We start from the raw sequence: 15888 nt of genomic DNA, 5'->3' as shown, positions 1-15888 counted from the left end.
CGTAGTGCCGCGCACACCGGCGGCGGGTGCAATTACTGCGTGGTCGCGTTGCTGACCAGGGTCATCTCGCGACTGCCGAATTTGAGCCAGGCATCGCTCTGGTCATCCAGGCGCAACCGGTGCGCTCCGGGAGTGTTATAGCTGGCGAAGACCAAAAGTCCAGCGGCCCGCTGCCCACCCAACGGGAAGGGCTGGCGATCGATGAACTGCCCCGGCACCAGCTCCAGCCCCCACACCGCCATCAGTTGCCGATAGTCGCGCTGGAACTGTTCGCGCTCGGTAAACCACTGCCTGGCTGTGATGCCGGACAACTGCTTGAGCAAATCGGGATCTTTCACGGCGATGAAATCCACGGCAATCGGTGTGTCGTCGTTGGCCCGTGGGGCGACATCCAGGATCAGGCTGTCGAGGTCGACCCGAGGCCCGAACAGCGAGCAACCGCAGAGGCTCAGGAACAAGGTCGCGACAAACACTCGTGCAAACAAAATGAATTTTCCTTTTCGCTGGTCAGTCCAAAATTGCTTTTGCTTGCATTTTTATAGACCTGTTCTAGCGTCTTGGATAGTTCGGCTCCCGTGCCGAACGTGGAAGGTTTGTCAAAGGAACGACAGGTCCATCTGCCTCCCTTTCTAACCTACGGTCCAGTAAGGGAAAGCGATGAACGGGCCTCCCCCGATGCATTGCGCCCGCCTCATGCATCGGAGTCAGCCACCATGGCAGAAAGTACTCAGCACAAGCTCGACCGGGTTCGCCCGCCCAGAGTGCAGATCACTTACGACGTAGAAATCGGCGACGCCATCGAGAAAAAGGAGCTGCCGCTGGTGGTCGGCATTCTCGCCGACCTCTCCGGCAAACCCCTTGAACCCCTGCCCAAACTGAGTGAACGGCGCTTCACCGAGATCGACCGCGACAACTTCAACGAAGTGCTCGCCTCGATCACCCCGCGCGCCACCTTGCAGGTCGACAACACCCTCAGCGGTGACGGCAGCAAGCTCAACATCGAGTTGAACTTCAAACACATCGACGACTTCGACCCGGTCAAGGTGGTCGAGCAGGTGACCCCGTTGCGGCGCCTGTTCGAAGCCCGTCAGCGCCTGCGCGACCTGCTGACCAAGCTCGACGGCAACGACGACCTGGACAAGCTGCTGCGCGACGTCATCGCCAACACCGAGGGCTTGCAGGAAATCAAGTCGGCCCGTCCGGACAGCGCCGCGCCTGCCGCCGACACCGACAGCGAAACCCCGACCGAACCGCAAGCCTGATCACTCACTCATTCAGGGAGATTCCGTCATGCCCGCCTCCGCCTCAAGCCAAGCCAGCGACAGTACGACCCAGACTTTATCCCTGCTCGACCGCATCATCGCCGAGGGCCGCATGGCCCATGACGACAGCCAGCAGGATTACGCCCGCGACATGCTCGCGGAGTTCGCCACCCAGGTGCTCGACGAAGGCATGGCCATCGACAAGGACACCGTGGCGATGATCAACGACCGCATCAGCCAGATCGACGAGCTGATCAGCGCCCAGCTCAACGAAGTGCTGCATCACCCGGACCTGCAAAAACTCGAAGCGTCCTGGCGCGGCCTGCACATGTTGGTGCAGAACACCGAAACCAGCACCCGGTTGAAACTGCGCTTGCTCAACGTCTCCCAGAAAGAGCTGCAGAGCGACCTGGAAAAAGCCGTCGAATTCGACCAGAGCGCGTTGTTCAAGAAGATCTACGAGGAGGAGTACGGCACCTTCGGCGGGCACCCCTTCAGCCTGCTGGTGGGTGACTACACCTTTGGCCGGCATCCCCAGGACATCGGCCTGCTGGAAAAACTCTCGAACGTTGCGGCGGCGGCCCATGCGCCGTTCATTGCCGCCGCCAGTCCACGGCTGTTCGACATGAACAGCTTCACCGAATTGGCCGTACCTCGGGACCTGTCGAAAGTCTTCGAAAGCCAGGAACTGATCAAGTGGCGCTCCTTCCGTGAGAGCGAAGACTCGCGCTACGTGTCGCTGGTGCTGCCGCACTTTCTGCTGCGCCTGCCCTATGGCCCAGACACGTTACCGGTCGAAGGCATCAACTACGTCGAAGACGTCAACGGCACCGACCACAGCAAATACCTGTGGGGCAACGCCGCCTGGGCCCTGTCGCAACGGATCACCGAAGCCTTTGCCAAATACGGCTGGTGCGCGGCGATTCGCGGCGCCGAGGGCGGCGGCGCGGTAGAAGGTTTGCCGGCACACACCTTCCGCACCAGTTCAGGCGATCTGTCGCTCAAATGCCCGACGGAAGTGGCCATCACCGACCGTCGCGAAAAAGAGCTCAACGATCTCGGTTTCATCGCCCTGTGCCACAAGAAAAACAGCGATATCGCGGTGTTCTTCGGCGGCCAGACCACCAACAAATCAAAGGTCTACAACACCAACGAAGCCAATGCCAACGCGCGCATCTCGGCGATGTTGCCGTACGTGCTCGCCGCGTCACGCTTCGCCCATTACCTGAAGGTGATCATGCGCGACAAGGTCGGCAGTTTCATGACCCGCGACAACGTCCAGACCTACCTCAACAACTGGATCGCCGACTACGTGCTGATCAACGACAACGCGCCCCAGGAGATCAAGGCGCAGTACCCGTTGCGTGAAGCGCGGGTGGACGTCACCGAAGTCGCCGGCAAGCCGGGTGCCTATCGGGCCACGGTGTTCCTGCGGCCGCACTTCCAGCTGGAAGAGTTGACCGCATCGATCCGCCTGGTCGCGACCCTGCCGCCACCGGTTGCGGCTTGACCGCTGATACTTGTGGCAGCACTGAAACCTGTGTGACTGCACTGAAACTTGTGTGGCTGCACTGAACCTGTGGCGAGGGAGCTTGCTCCCGCTGGATTGCGCAGCAGTCCCCGGTTTTTTTGAAACAGGGGCCGCTTCGCAGCCCAGCGCGAGCAAGCTCGCTCGCCACACAGTTCGCGCCAATTTTTGCCATTGACTACCTTTCAGGAGTTACATGCGATGGATGCAATCATTCTCGACCTCGGCGGCGACATCAAAGGCGACAGCCTGCTCGAAGGCTACGCGGACAAGATCGAAGTCATGTCCTACAGCCATAACGTGGCGATGCAAGTGACCAACGACGTGAGCAACTCGGAGCGCACTTCCGGCAAGCCGCACATCGGTGAGTTCACCCTGACCAAGTTCGTCGACAGTTCGACGCCCTCGCTCAACGAGTACTGCTGCGCCGGCAAACCGATCCCGGAAGCCAAGGTCATCGTCGGGCGCAACGCCGCCGAAGGCGATGGCAAGCTGTTGCCTTTCATCACCTACACCCTGACCAATGTGGTGTTGTCCAACGTCAGCGTCAGCGGCGGCACCGGTGGTAAACCGGTTGAAACCCTGTCGTTGAACTTCACCAAAATCAAATGGGAGCTGACGGCGCAGAAAGACGACGGTACCAAGGAAGGCACGGCGGCCTCGACCTGGGACATGGCCGCCAACAAGCTGGCCAAGTAAGCGGACGCGGCGGCCATGGCAGGCACCGGCATTCTCCCCCCGCTGTTCGAGCGCCTGGCCTCAAGCGAGGCGGATACCGCGCAGGTGTTCGATCGCCAGGACCTGCTCGACTCGGTGCACACGGAGTTGTTGCGTCTGTTCAACACCCGCCGCGGCCCTCACACGCTGACCACCCCGCCGAGCATCCTCGACTACGGCATCGCTGACTGGACCGCCCTGCAACAGCAGCGCAGCGATGACCGTCGTCAGTTGGCGCGGGAAGTCCGTGCGGCCATTGAGCATTTCGAACCACGGCTGCTGTTGGCCGAGGTTCAGATCGATCCACTCCCGGGGCAACCCCAGCAACTGAGCATTCGCCTGCTCGGTCAATTGCGCAGCGGCCGACAGCACTGGCCGGTGGCATTTGTCATCGCGCAAGCCGGCGAGGCTCTGGAGGTGCACCATGAGCGACTCGATTGACCCGCAACTGCTCGACTACTACCAGCGCGAACTGACCTGGCTACGGCACGCCGGCAGTCAGTTCGCCGAACGCTACCCCAAGGTCGCCCGACGCCTGGAACTGTCCCCGGACGAGTGTCCCGACCCGCATGTCGAACGTTTGCTGGAAGGCTTCGCATTGTTGGCGGCGCGCTTGCAGCGACGGCTCGATGACGATTACGCTGAGTTCAGCGACGCGCTGTTGGAGCAGCTCTATCCATTGGCCATGCGCCCACTGCCGTCTTGCGCGATCGTGCAGTTCGAGCCCGACCCGAGCAAAGGCAACCTCGACGGCGGTTATCCGCTACCCCGGGATACACCGTTGTTCGTCACCACCAGCAAGGGGGAAAGCATCCACTTTCGCACCAGTGCCGCGGTGCACCTGTGGCCGGTGGAAATCACCGAAGCCTTGTTGCTCGGCAGCGACGAAGCCCAGGCGTTGACCGGTGTCAGCGAGGCCCGCTCGGCGCTGCGCCTGAGCCTGCGCTGCCTGGGGGATACCCGCTGGGATGAACTGGCCATCGACCGCTTGCGCGTGCACCTGGCCGCCTCGCCGGTGACCAACGCCTGCCTGTACGACCTGCTCGGCGCCCATGCGGTAAGGGTCCTGGCGGGTCCGGCGGGTAGCGTGCCGAAAGCCTTGAACGGTCTGCCGAACATCGTCGGTTTCGCCAATGATGAAGTGCTGCTGCCCGATGAAGACGGTATTCACCCCGGCATGCGTCTGCTGGCGGAATATTTTGCCTTCCCGGAGAAATTCAACTTCTTCGATTTGCCGCTGGCCGGTGCCACCAGCAACGACCAAACGCTGTTGTTGTACATCGTCTTCGATCGTGCCCCGGCCAGTCGCCTGCCGCTTCAGGCCAGCGACATCGTCCTGGGCTGCACGCCAGTCATCAACCTGTTTCCACGCACCTCGGAGCCACTGCGCCCGGACGGTACCCGCAGTGAGTACCGTATGGTCGCTGACAGCCACCGGGAAAACAGCGTCGAGATCCATAGTATCCGCACCGTGCGCGCAAGCTCGGCCCAGGGTGTGCGCCGCGTGCCCGCCTATTACGGCCGGCAGCACGGTGGAAATGAACAACGCTACTGGCATGCGCGACGGGTCAATGCATTGACCCCCAATCGCTTGGGCAGTGATGTGCTGGTGAGTCTGGTGGACGCGCGCCTCAACCCTTTGACCGATCTGTTCGACTACAGCCTGACCGCTGAATTGCTCTGCACCAATCGACACCTGGCACAAAGCCTGCCGGCCGGCACTCCCCTGGGGTTCGAACGGCCGGGGCCGGTGGCCTGGGCGCGTTTGCGCAATCCGCCCAGTGCCCAGAGCCTGCCGCAACTGGACGGTGAGTCGCGCTGGCGGCTGGTGTCGCAATTGACCCTCAATCATTTGTCCCTGGTCGAAGGGCCGCAGGCACTGGAGGCGCTCAAGGAGATCCTCCAACTGCATAACCTGCGCGATGAAGCCTCGGCGTTGCGTCAGATCCAGGGCCTGCTGGGCCTGGGGTGCGAACGAGTGATCGCTCATGTTGGCGAAGATGCCTGGCGCGGTTGGCGCAATGGCTTGGAGGTGCGCCTGCAGCTTGACCCGCAGCATTTCGTCGGCAGCAGCGCCGTGCTGTTTTCGGCGGTGCTGGCGCAGTTCTTTTCCCTGTATGCCACGGCTAACCGCTTCGTGCGTACGGTACTGGTGCAGTCCGACAAGGAGGTCAAGGCATGGCAACCCCAAGCCGGCATGCCTCTGTCGCTCTGAGCCTGAGCCAACGCTTACGCCGCGATCCGCAGGCGTTCGAGTTGCTGCAAGCCTTGCTGCTGCTGGAGCGCGAACATCCGCAAGCCGCCTCCCTGGGCAGCGGCAGCGCGCCCCAGGCCGAAGCCTTGCATCTACGTGGTCCGTTAACGCCGCTGTTCGCCGCCAGTCAGGTCGAAAGCCTGAGCCAAGCCCCCGGCGAACGCCCGGTGCTCAGCACGCCGGTGTTTGGCCTCGGCGGACCCGACGGCCCCCTGCCCTACGCTTATCAGGAATGGTTGCAGCAACGGGCCAGGGTCCGTGACCACGCGCCCGCCGAGTTTCTCGATCTGTTCCAGCATCGGTTGTTGAGCCTGCTGTACAAGGTGATGCGCAAGCACCGGATCGCCGTGGGCTTCACCCCGCCCGGTGCCTCGGCGGTCCATGGGCAACTACGGGCCCTCACCGGTTTGCTGCCCAAGGCCTTGCAGGAGCGTCAGGCCATACCCGACAGTGCCGTGCTGGCGTGCACGGCCTTGTTCGCCGATGGACGCCGCTCACTGGCCGGTTTCGCCGCCATCGTGCGCGAGCAGTTCGAACTGCCGGTACACCTGCACGCCTATGTAGGGGCCTGGCGCGACATACCGCCCGCCAGCCGTAGCCGCCTGCAACCCGGAGGCCGCAATCTGCAATTGGGGCGCAGCGCCGTGGCCGGTACGCGGGTCTGGGATGAACACGCCGGCATCCGCCTCACCCTTGGCCCGCTGAATTCTGCGCAAGCGGCTCGCTTTCTCCCGGACGGCGAAGCGCACCCGGCATTGGCCAGCCTCGGCGCCTTGTATTTTGGCCCGGACCTGGACATCACACTGGTGCTGCTGGTGCGTGGGGCCGGGCCGCTGAAACTCGGTCGCGACACGGCGCCGATGCTTAGCTGGAACGGCGGTTTGCATCGCCAGGCCAGCCTCGCCGTACAGCGGATCGAAACCCGCCTTCGTCAGCCGGAGATCACCTGAACATGGAACTGGCCAGCCTGATCGGACGCCTCAACCCGGACAGCCGCCGCGCCCTCGAACGCGCCGCGCAACGTTGCCTGCAACGGGGTCATCACTACGTCGAAATCGAGCACCTGTTGCTGGAGCTGCTGGACATTGAGGGCGGAGATTTCGCCTGCCTGCTGCCGCGATTCGGCCTGGAGCGCGACGCCCTGAGCGCCGAAATCAACAAGGCACTGGAGCTATTCAAATCCGGCAGCACCCGCACGCCGGCGATCTCGACCCACACCCTCGGCCTGCTCGAAGACGCCGTGGTCCAGGCCAGTGTGCTGGGCCTGGAGAGCATCCGCTCCGGCCTGATGTTGCTGGCGCTGATCGACCGCGACGAACGCCGCAGCCTGCTGCTCAACAGTGCGTCATCGCTGCTGCGCATTCCCCGTGAAGCCCTGCGCGCCAACCTGCTGGAGTGGACAGAACAATCCCGTGAACATGTCGGCGGTGTACGCCCTGTCGCCAAGGACAGCGCGCAACCCAAACAGGACCCGGTGCTCGATCAGTACACCCAGGACCTGACCGCCGATGCCCGTGCCGGACGCATCGACCCGATCGTCGGGCGCGATGGCGAGATCCGCCAGTGCATCGACATTCTGCTGCGGCGCCGGCAGAACAATCCGATCCTGGTCGGCGCCCCGGGCGTGGGCAAGACCGCGGTGGTCGAAGGGCTGGCCTTGCGCATCGCCGCCGCAGACGTACCGCCGTCACTGCAGGACGTTACCTTGCGGGTGCTGGACCTGGGCCTGTTGCAGGCCGGCGCCGGGGTCAAAGGCGAGTTTGAACAACGACTCAAGGGTGTGATCGATGCGGTTCGCAGCGCTGAAAAACCGATCATTCTGTTTATCGACGAAGCCCACACACTGATTGGCGCCGGGGGTGCCGAAGGTGGCAGTGACGCGGCCAACCTGCTCAAACCGGCGCTGGCCCGTGGCGAACTGCGCACCCTCGCGGCGACCACCTGGCTGGAATACAAAAAATACTTCGAGAAAGACCCGGCTCTCGCCCGCCGTTTTCAATTGGTACAGGTGGAAGAGCCGGACGAAACCACGGCCGTGGAAATGCTCCGCGGGGTTGCCGCGAAACTGGAGCAGCACCATGGCGTGCAGGTGCTGGATGCGGCGATTCACGAAGCCGTGAAGCTTTCCCACCGCTACATCTCCGGGCGCCAGTTGCCGGACAAGGCCATCAGCGTGCTCGACACCGCCTGCGCCCGGGTCGCCCTCGGCCAGCACGACGTACCGCCGCCACTGGAAAGCCTGCGTCACCGTCAGCAAAGCCTGAAGGACGAGGTCGAACGCCTGCGCCGGGAACAGGCCACCGGGCTCGATCATCGCGAACGCATCACCGGGCTGGAAAGCGAATCGGTGAGCAACGAACAGGCCATCCGCGAACTGGAAACCCGCTGGGGCGAAGAACGGGTCGCGGTGCGTGAGCTGCTGGACACCCGCCGTGAACTGCTGGCCTTGAGCGAACGTGCCGACAGCGACAAACCCGATGAGGCCATCGACACCCGCATCGACCACCTGGCCGCCGAACTGCTGCGCCTGGAAGCCGGGCTCGACGCTATTCGCCAGGACGATCCGCTGGTGCCGGAACAGGTCGACACCAAAACCGTGGCGGCGGTGATCGCCGGCTGGACCGGCATACCGGTGGGCAAGATGCTCGCCGACGAAGCCCACGCCGTGCGCACCGTCGGCCAGCGCATGGGCCTGCGGGTGATGGGCCAGAGCATCGCGCTGAACACCATCGCGCAACGCCTGCAAGCCTATCGTGCCGGGCTCACCGACCCGCAGAAACCGGTGGGTGTGTTCCTGCTCGTCGGCCCCACCGGCGTCGGCAAAACCGAAACCGCCTACGCCTTGGCCGATGCGCTGTACGGCGGCGAACGCAACCTGATCAGCATCAACCTCTCGGAATACCAGGAAGCCCACACCGTCAGCCAGCTCAAAGGCGCACCGCCCGGATACGTCGGCTACGGCAGTGGCGGCGTGCTCACCGAGGCGGTGCGGCGCAAACCTTATTCCGTGGTGCTGCTGGACGAAATCGAAAAGGCTCACCCGGACGTACTCGAAGCCTTTTACAACGTGTTCGACAAAGGCGTGATGGAAGACGGTACCGGTCTGGTGGTGGACTTCAAGAACACCGTGATGCTCGCCACCAGCAACGTGGGCGCTGAGTTGCTGCTCGACACACCGGTGGCGCAACTCGGCACCGACGCCTGCAACGAAGCCCTGCACAAGGTATTGCTGCAAGCCTTTCGCCCGGCGTTTCTGGCACGCATGACCGTGGTGGCGTATCGGCCGCTGGATGAGGCCACGCTGGAAGGCATCGTGCTGGCGAAGCTGGAGAAACTGCGTGGCCGCTACAAGGCAGCGACCGGCAAGCACTTTGATTTTGATCCCGGGATTGTGCAGGCAGTGCTGGCCAAATGCAGTGCGGCCGGGGCGCGGGATATCGAGAATGTGTTGATGACGCAGGTGACGGGAAAGTTGGCGGAGTGGGTGTTGGAGTGACTCCCACGATCACTATGGCTGTTAAGGATAAAAGGACGTTAAGACCATGTTCTCAAGGGCATTTACCAGGAGCGCCTTCACGTATACCGGCAGACGGTATTTTTCCTATAAATCAACGCCGAAGATTTATGCGTTCGACCGGATCAAACACCCCAATTTCCGAGTCATCGATGATGAGCGGGAAGCCGAAATAAAAAGTCTGCGCCAGCAACTTTCTTCCCCCGTACTGGATCCTCACGTCGAGATATTCGGATTCCTGGGAGAGAAACGCTGGGCCTACGACAACGGAGCTACCCGCCCTGCCCTGGAGAAATACCAGGGTGCCCTGAGCCGCCACCCCAAGGCAGAAGTAGCGATTATTCTGACTTGCCAATCCGACCTGCTGGCCAAGGAACTCAGTCAGAAAACCGCTCGGGAAAATTTCCTGGTCCTGGGCATAAAGCCTCCAATCATCACCGGATTCCCAATCAAAGGGCTCGACGTCGACCTGGAGGGAACCGTCAATCTCAAGGCCCCCCGCATTCTGGTTCCCGGCGATTTCATGGTCTACAAGCACGGACAACCTGCTGACGGTCCGGAGATTCAGAAGATGCTGGAAGAACTCATCAAAAACCTCGAGCTCTTCAACCATCGCGGTTAGCTGAAGCCTGATGCAACGCACCTGATCCCGGTCAAAAGCCGTCAGTCTGTCCACTCAAGACAAGGAGCTGATCATGCCACTCGCCAACACCACGAAAGACCTGCTCAGCCGACATTACGGCGGACTCTATGGCCCGGATGATGAGTCCTACGAAGTGGCCGTGGCGCTCGCAGGATTGTTGAAACTCAACGGTGTGACCAAGCCCGGAGTAATCGCGGTGTGTTATTCGCGAGCCAAATACTGGTACGTCGCTGTTTCACCCGACCTGCAAAAAAATATCAAGACGATCGCTGGTGGTTTTGGTGTGACCAAGTGGTTGCACAAGGTGACCCAGTTCGCGGTGAAGCAAGCCGGGTACTCTTTCGAATCGGGTATTTACGCCTGTACCACCACTTTGAAAGAAATGAGCAAATACCCTAATCCGGGTTGCGCCGAGAAAAAGATCGTCAGTGCCTTGCATACCTTTGGCGATGACGTATTGCAGCTGTCTCTCTACGGATTCCCCAACTCCGATGATGAGGCCGTCCTTCGATCCTACGTTGCCGTCGGCGATCAATACGGTTCGTATCTGACGCCGTGCAGCAGTTGCCTGAACGTCGCAAATATTTACTGAGCCGCCAGTTCAATGCTGACCGGTCAACGAAGGAAGCCTCATGCCCCGCACCACCGACAGCAACACCACCCTCTCACTCACCGCCCCCTCTCTGTCGGCGCTTTACCCTGAGTCGCTGTCCGGCGAGGAAGCGCTCAACTCACTCGGGGCACACACCCTCAACGGTCTCAACGACGGCGCTTCTCTCGCCCTGAGCCCGGCCATCGCCAGCCACGTCACCGTTACCCTGCACAACGATGCCCAGACGCGGCCGCTGGACGCACTGGTCGCCGAGATCCGCCAACTCCCCGCCGACGCCACCGCCGAGCGCTATCAGCTGGTTTTAAGACCCTGGCTCTGGTGGCTGACCCTGGCCAGCAACAACCGGGTGTTCCAGAACCTCAGCACCTCGGACATCGTCACCACGATTTTCAAGGCCCACGGTTTCACCGATTACAAGCTCACGCTCACTGGCAGTTACACCCCTCGGGAGTATTGCGTGCAGTACGGCGAGAGCGATTTCAGTTTTATCTCGCGGCTGCTGGAGGACGAAGGGATCTTCTGGTTTTTCACCCATGAAGACGGCAAGCACACCCTGGTGCTGGGGGACAGTAACGATGCGTTCGTGCCGATTCCCAACGGCCCCAAGGTCAATTACCTCGGCCAGCAACTGGGCGAACGCGAGCTGCACGGCATTCGCGCAGGCCAGGTCTGTGTGCAAGCGGTGGCCGGGGTGTATCGAGCGACGGACTACGAGTTCACCACACCGACGACGTCGCTGTACGCCCAGGCCGAAGCCGTGGCCGGACCCCGCTCGGTGTATGAACATCCCGGTGGTTACACCGCCAAGGCCCGTGGCGATGCGCTGACCAAGCAACGGGTGGACGGATTGCGCAGTGAAGAGAAGCGATTTGTCGGCGAAAGCGACTGCCGCTGGTTGATTCCGGGGCATTGGTTCACCCTCGTCGGCCATGAGGATGCGGCGCTGAACATCGACTGGGTGGTGACCCGGGTAACCCAAGACGTCAGCCATGAACACTACCGCAACCGTTTCGAAGCCATCCCCAAGGCCACGCCGTTTCGTCCGTCGCGCACCACGGGCAAGCCACGGATGCATCCGCAGACGGCGGTTGTGGTGGGCAAGTCCGGCGAGGAAATCTGGACCGATGAATACGGCCGTATCAAGTTGCAGTTTCCCTGGGATCGCGACGGCAAAAACGATGAGACAAGCTCTTGCTGGGTGCGGGTGGTGCTGCCCTGGAGCGGCAAGGGCTTCGGCATGCAATTCGTTCCGCGCATCGGCCAGGAGGTGATCGTGACCTTCATCGACGGCGATCCCGATCGGCCACTGGTGACCGGTTGTGTCTACAACGGCGACAACGCCCTGCCCTATGCCTTGCCCGCCAATCAGACGCAATCGGGGATCAAGACCCAGTCGTCCAAGGGCGGTGGCGGGTTCAACGAATTGCGTTTCGAGGACAAGAAAGACGCCGAGGAAGTGTTCTTGCAGGCGCAGAAAGACCTGACGATCAAGGTACTCAACGACACCACCGCCACCGTCGGTCACGACGAAACCCTCACGGTGCAAAACGCGCGTACGCGGACCGTGAAGGACGGTGACGAAACCGTGACCCTGGAGAAAGGCAACCGTAGCGTGACGATCCAGACTGGTACCGACAGCCTCGACGTCAAGGACAGCCGCACGGTGAAGGTCGGTGCTGACCAGAACCACAGCACCGGCGGCAATTACGAGCACAAGGTCACCGGCGACTACAACCTGACGGTGGACGGCAACCTGACCATCAAGGTGACCGGCACCCTGACCCTGCAAAGCGGCGGCAGTTTCGCAATCAAGAGCGGTGCGGACCTGGCGACCCAGGCCAGCACGTCGCTCAGTCAGAAAGCCGGGACGTCATTGAGCAACCAGGCCGGAACATCGCTGGAAAACAAGGCCGGCACCACCCTGACCAATGATGCCGGTATCAGCCTGACCAACAAGGCCGCGGCTTCCCAGACCGTGGATGGTGGCGGCATGCTGACCATCAAGGGCGGTCTGGTGCAAGTCAACTGACGGAAGGTGCCCATGGCCACAACGCCGCTGAATGTGCAGCAGAACGATAAACAGCTCGAAGGTCGCCTGCTCGACGGACAACTCGACGGTCCGCTGCATATCAAGAACGATGGTCGCGCCCAGGCCGATTTGCAGTACCGCCAGGGCGAGCTGCAAGGTACGACGCTGCTCTATCACCCTAATGGCAAACCTTCGGCACAACTGCCTTTCGTGCAGGACAAACTGCAAGGCGTCGCCAGTTTCTACGCGCCCGAAGGCTGGCTGCAGCGCAAGGCCACTTACCGGCGCGGGTTGCTGCATGGCGAAGCATTGAATTTCTTCCCCGACGGGCAAGTGGCTGAAGCCGAGCTCTACCGTGATGGCGTGCGCGAGGGGCGTTATCAGCGTTTTCATCCCAATGGCAAACCCGCGGTGCAAGCCCACTATCTCAACGGGCAACTGCTTGAGCCGGAACAAGGGTACGCCAGTGACGGCCGACCACTGGACGTCGAGGGCAAGCCGATTTCAAGGGTGCGCTGGTGGTTTCAGCGCTGGAACGATCCAGCCCGGACCTGAGGCTGTCGGGCTGCCTGTGCCGACCCAGGTCCCCGTGGGAGCGAGCCTGCTCGCGAAAGGGGCCTACCCGTCAACACTTCTGCCGAATGACACTCCGCCTTCGCGAGCAGGCTCGCTCCCACAATTAGATTTTTGACTGTCGCAAAATCCGCCTTTTATCAAATGCTCAGGGAATGAGCATCTGCATCTGCCCCGGCATGACGATCTTGATCACCCCGGCCCAGTTGCACATCAGGGTGCTGTTGGCATCCAGGGCCGGCATGCCGCCCAGCAATACGGTCGGCGGGCCTCCCGGGATCCAGGGCGTTGCCGTGGCGGGAATGCACGGCATCGGTGTCAGCACGCCCAGTGCGGCGGCCGTGGCAGCGGCGACCGTCGGGTTGGCCAGGCTCGTGCACATGCCGAACGTGGTGACATTCACCAGCGGTATGTGGTCCATGATGTTCGCCGCCGGCAGGCCGCCCGCCAGCGTGCGGTTCACCGGCAGCACGTTGAGCACCGCCGGCGCTACACCGAAACTGCATTGCAGAGTGGCGCTGGCGCAGACTTGCGGACAACCCATTTCACACCTCCGTCCTGGATACCATCGGCACTTTAGAACCATAGTCCGCCCATGTGTTTCTCACACATCAGGAACACTGATTATCCGGCAACACGCTAACCTATAAGACCGCCTCGCACTTGTGGCGCCCAAGGCGCGCCATTAGATTAGCCAATGATGTCTGGCCTCCAAAATAAGCAGAAGGGATAAGCATGGCGCTTACTGACCAGTCCACCCGTATCCGCTCCGGCGAAGAACTCGATGCCAGCCTGATCGATCCATACCTCAAGGCGCACATTCCCGGCCTCACGGGTTTGCCGCAGATCAGCCAGTTTCCGGGTGGCGCCTCGAACCTGACCTATTTGCTCGAATACCCCGAACAGGAGTTCGTCCTGCGTCGGCCGCCCTTCGGCCACAAGGCCAAGTCCGCCCATGACATGGGCCGTGAGTTCCGCATCCTCAATCAACTGCGCGACGGCTTTCCGTATTGCCCCAAAGCCTACGTGCACTGCACCGATGAGTCGGTGATCGGTGCCGAGTTCTACGTGATGGAACGGGTCAAGGGCATCATCCTGCGCTCGGAACTGCCAACGGAACTGGGGCTCGATTCAGCGAAAACAGAAGCGCTGTGCAAGAGCTTCATCGACAAGTTCGTCGAACTGCACCGGGTCGACTACAACGCCTATGGCCTGGGTGACCTCGGCAAGCCCGAAGGTTACGTGGCACGGCAGATCAAAGGCTGGAGCGATCGCTACGAGAAAGCCCTGACCCCGGACGCGCCGCAGTGGGAAGCGGTCAAAGCCTGGCTCAACGACAAGATGCCGGCCGATCACCCGACCTCCAGCATCGTGCACAACGACTACCGCTTCGACAACGTGATCCTCGACCCGAACAACCCGATGCAGATCATCGGCGTGCTCGATTGGGAACTGACCACCCTGGGCGATCCGCTGATGGATCTCGGTAATACCCTCGCCTACTGGATCGAAGCCGGTGACCCGGCACCGGTGCAACTGATGCGCCGCCAGCCCAGCCATGCCCCAGGCATGCTGACCCGCCGCGAGTTCGTCGACTACTACGCCCAGCGTTCCGGCATCGAAATCGACAATTTCGACTTCTACTACACCTACGGCCTGTTCCGCCTGGCCGGCATCGTGCAGCAGATCTACTACCGCTTCTACCATGGCCAGACCCAGGACAAACGCTTCGCGCAGTTCATTCACATGAACAAACTGCTGGAGCAGATGAGCCTGCAAGTCATCCAGAAATCCGATCTCTGACGACGCCAACGGCCCCATAACAACACTCTTCAATAAGGGAAACCCATGTCCAAGACCCAGTTGTTCGACCTCGACGGCAAGATCGCTTTCGTTTCCGGCGCCAGCCGCGGCATCGGTGAAGCCATCGCCAAACTGCTGGCGCAGCAAGGCGCCCATGTGATCGTTTCGAGCCGCAAGCTCGACGGTTGCCAGCACGTGGCCGACGCGATCATCGCCGCCGGTGGCAAAGCCACCGCCATTGCATGCCATATCGGTGAAATGGAACAGATCAGCCAGGTCTTCGCCGGCATCAAGGAACAGTTCGGACGCCTGGATATCCTGGTCAACAACGCGGCGACCAACCCGCAGTTCTGCAACGTGCTGGACACCGACCTCGGCGCGTTCCAGAAGACCGTCGACGTCAACATCCGCGGCTATTTCTTCATGTCGGTGGAAGCCGGCAAGCTGATGCGCGAGAACGGCGGCGGCAGCATCATCAACGTCGCTTCGATCAACGGCGTGTCGCCGGGCGTGTTCCAGGGCATCTACTCGGTGACCAAGGCCGCCGTGATCAACATGACCAAGGTGTTCGCCAAGGAATGCGCACAGTTCGGCATCCGCTGCAACGCCCTGCTGCCGGGCCTGACCGACACCAAGTTCGCTTCGGCACTGGTCAAGAACGAGGCCATCCTCAACACCGCGCTGGCGCAGATCCCGCTCAAGCGTGTGGCGGACCCGAGCGAAATGGCCGGCGCGGTGCTGTATCTGGCCAGCGACGCATCGAGCTACACCACCGGCGTTTCACTGAACGTGGATGGTGGCTTCCTGTCCTGATCCATGCCACTGAAGCCCTGTAGGGGGGGGGGGGGGGGGGGGGGGGGGGGGGGGGGGGGGGGGAGGGGGGGGGGGGAGGGGGGGGGGGGGGGGGGGGGGGGGGGGGAGTGGGTTCTCGAGGGGGGGGGGGGGGGGGGGG

The 15888-nt window shown here is 62.0% G+C and carries 15 protein-coding genes; 13 read left to right on the top strand and 2 right to left on the bottom strand.

Annotated elements, in window-relative coordinates:
- Window positions 1-32: 32 nt before the first annotated feature.
- Window positions 33-485, bottom strand: a complete 453-nt coding sequence (locus tag ACSFE6_RS22690; protein WP_435429675.1) for a type VI secretion protein — start codon at window positions 483-485, stop codon at window positions 33-35.
- Between the two features lie 228 nt (window positions 486-713).
- On the opposite strand from ACSFE6_RS22690, the gene tssB reads away from it, so the two are divergent.
- The 11 genes from tssB to ACSFE6_RS22635 all read left to right on the top strand — a co-directional run bounded on the left by tssB (window position 714) and on the right by ACSFE6_RS22635 (window position 13115).
- Window positions 714-1262: a type VI secretion system contractile sheath small subunit gene (tssB, locus tag ACSFE6_RS22685; protein WP_435429674.1), complete on the top strand. Its 549-nt coding sequence runs from the start codon at window positions 714-716 to the stop codon at window positions 1260-1262.
- 28 nt (window positions 1263-1290) lie between these two features.
- A complete protein-coding gene (tssC, locus tag ACSFE6_RS22680; RefSeq protein WP_435429673.1) occupies window positions 1291-2772 on the top strand; it encodes a type VI secretion system contractile sheath large subunit in 1482 nt (493 codons plus the stop codon).
- Window positions 2773-2991: 219 nt separating this feature from the next.
- The gene (locus ACSFE6_RS22675) at window positions 2992-3489 is read left to right on the top strand and encodes an Hcp family type VI secretion system effector (protein WP_435429672.1); all 498 of its coding nucleotides are present in this window, start codon (window positions 2992-2994) and stop codon (window positions 3487-3489) included.
- A gap of 15 nt (window positions 3490-3504) precedes the next feature.
- The gene (gene tssE / locus ACSFE6_RS22670) at window positions 3505-3948 is read left to right on the top strand and encodes a type VI secretion system baseplate subunit TssE (RefSeq protein WP_435429671.1); all 444 of its coding nucleotides are present in this window, start codon (window positions 3505-3507) and stop codon (window positions 3946-3948) included.
- Entirely contained in the window at window positions 3932-5722 is a 1791-nt protein-coding gene (gene tssF, locus ACSFE6_RS22665; protein ID WP_435429670.1) for a type VI secretion system baseplate subunit TssF, read from the top strand. The genes tssE and tssF overlap by 17 nt, the downstream gene beginning before the upstream one ends.
- Window positions 5686-6711, top strand: a complete 1026-nt coding sequence (gene tssG / locus ACSFE6_RS22660) for a type VI secretion system baseplate subunit TssG (RefSeq protein ID WP_435429669.1) — start codon at window positions 5686-5688, stop codon at window positions 6709-6711. The genes tssF and tssG overlap by 37 nt, the downstream gene beginning before the upstream one ends.
- A gap of 2 nt (window positions 6712-6713) precedes the next feature.
- Entirely contained in the window at window positions 6714-9257 is a 2544-nt protein-coding gene (tssH, locus tag ACSFE6_RS22655; protein ID WP_435429668.1) for a type VI secretion system ATPase TssH, read from the top strand.
- Between the two features lie 46 nt (window positions 9258-9303).
- The gene (locus ACSFE6_RS22650; protein ID WP_435429667.1) at window positions 9304-9897 is read left to right on the top strand and encodes a hypothetical protein; all 594 of its coding nucleotides are present in this window, start codon (window positions 9304-9306) and stop codon (window positions 9895-9897) included.
- A gap of 73 nt (window positions 9898-9970) precedes the next feature.
- Window positions 9971-10510, top strand: coding sequence for a hypothetical protein (locus ACSFE6_RS22645; RefSeq protein WP_435429666.1), 540 nt, complete (start codon window positions 9971-9973; stop codon window positions 10508-10510).
- 40 nt (window positions 10511-10550) lie between these two features.
- Window positions 10551-12560 carry a type VI secretion system tip protein TssI/VgrG gene (tssI, locus tag ACSFE6_RS22640; RefSeq protein ID WP_435429665.1) on the top strand — a complete coding sequence of 670 codons (2010 nt, stop codon included), beginning with the start codon at window positions 10551-10553 and terminating at the stop codon, window positions 12558-12560.
- A gap of 12 nt (window positions 12561-12572) precedes the next feature.
- Window positions 12573-13115, top strand: a complete 543-nt coding sequence (locus ACSFE6_RS22635; RefSeq protein ID WP_435429664.1) for a toxin-antitoxin system YwqK family antitoxin — start codon at window positions 12573-12575, stop codon at window positions 13113-13115.
- A gap of 166 nt (window positions 13116-13281) precedes the next feature.
- Here the strand turns inward: ACSFE6_RS22635 and ACSFE6_RS22630 are convergent, their stop codons facing one another.
- Window positions 13282-13677 (bottom strand): DUF4280 domain-containing protein, encoded by a 396-nt coding sequence (locus tag ACSFE6_RS22630; RefSeq protein WP_435429663.1) that lies wholly within the window; start codon window positions 13675-13677, stop codon window positions 13282-13284.
- Window positions 13678-13868: 191 nt separating this feature from the next.
- Between ACSFE6_RS22630 and ACSFE6_RS22625 the strand changes: the two genes are divergently transcribed.
- Both ACSFE6_RS22625 and ACSFE6_RS22620 read left to right on the top strand, forming a co-directional pair.
- Complete coding sequence (locus ACSFE6_RS22625; protein ID WP_435429662.1) at window positions 13869-14936, top strand: phosphotransferase family protein; 1068 nt, start codon at window positions 13869-13871, stop codon at window positions 14934-14936.
- Between the two features lie 45 nt (window positions 14937-14981).
- The gene (locus ACSFE6_RS22620; RefSeq protein WP_034148850.1) at window positions 14982-15749 is read left to right on the top strand and encodes an SDR family oxidoreductase; all 768 of its coding nucleotides are present in this window, start codon (window positions 14982-14984) and stop codon (window positions 15747-15749) included.
- Window positions 15750-15888: the final 139 nt, after the last annotated feature.

The sequence above is a fragment of the Pseudomonas baetica genome, assembly GCF_051216495.1.
Classification (GTDB): Bacteria; Pseudomonadota; Gammaproteobacteria; order Pseudomonadales; family Pseudomonadaceae; genus Aquipseudomonas; species Aquipseudomonas baetica_B.
Note: the sequence above shows the minus strand (reverse complement) of the source record. Positions and strands in the feature narration are given on the sequence as shown.

What these genes read in the sequence shown, in the direction of transcription:
- ACSFE6_RS22650 (WP_435429667.1), top strand. Translation starts at nt 9,304, where the DNA reads ATGTTCTCAAGGGCATTTACCAGGAGCGCCTTCACGTATACCGGCAGA.
- ACSFE6_RS22635 (WP_435429664.1), top strand. Translation starts at nt 12,573, where the DNA reads ATGGCCACAACGCCGCTGAATGTGCAGCAGAACGATAAACAGCTCGAA.
- tssG (WP_435429669.1), top strand. Translation starts at nt 5,686, where the DNA reads ATGGCAACCCCAAGCCGGCATGCCTCTGTCGCTCTGAGCCTGAGCCAA.
- tssE (WP_435429671.1), top strand. Translation starts at nt 3,505, where the DNA reads ATGGCAGGCACCGGCATTCTCCCCCCGCTGTTCGAGCGCCTGGCCTCA.
- ACSFE6_RS22625 (WP_435429662.1), top strand. Translation starts at nt 13,869, where the DNA reads ATGGCGCTTACTGACCAGTCCACCCGTATCCGCTCCGGCGAAGAACTC.
- tssI (WP_435429665.1), top strand. Translation starts at nt 10,551, where the DNA reads ATGCCCCGCACCACCGACAGCAACACCACCCTCTCACTCACCGCCCCC.
- ACSFE6_RS22620 (WP_034148850.1), top strand. Translation starts at nt 14,982, where the DNA reads ATGTCCAAGACCCAGTTGTTCGACCTCGACGGCAAGATCGCTTTCGTT.
- tssC (WP_435429673.1), top strand. Translation starts at nt 1,291, where the DNA reads ATGCCCGCCTCCGCCTCAAGCCAAGCCAGCGACAGTACGACCCAGACT.
- ACSFE6_RS22630 (WP_435429663.1), bottom strand. Translation starts at nt 13,677, where the DNA reads ATGGGTTGTCCGCAAGTCTGCGCCAGCGCCACTCTGCAATGCAGTTTC.
- ACSFE6_RS22645 (WP_435429666.1), top strand. Translation starts at nt 9,971, where the DNA reads ATGCCACTCGCCAACACCACGAAAGACCTGCTCAGCCGACATTACGGC.
- tssH (WP_435429668.1), top strand. Translation starts at nt 6,714, where the DNA reads ATGGAACTGGCCAGCCTGATCGGACGCCTCAACCCGGACAGCCGCCGC.
- tssB (WP_435429674.1), top strand. Translation starts at nt 714, where the DNA reads ATGGCAGAAAGTACTCAGCACAAGCTCGACCGGGTTCGCCCGCCCAGA.
- ACSFE6_RS22675 (WP_435429672.1), top strand. Translation starts at nt 2,992, where the DNA reads ATGGATGCAATCATTCTCGACCTCGGCGGCGACATCAAAGGCGACAGC.
- tssF (WP_435429670.1), top strand. Translation starts at nt 3,932, where the DNA reads ATGAGCGACTCGATTGACCCGCAACTGCTCGACTACTACCAGCGCGAA.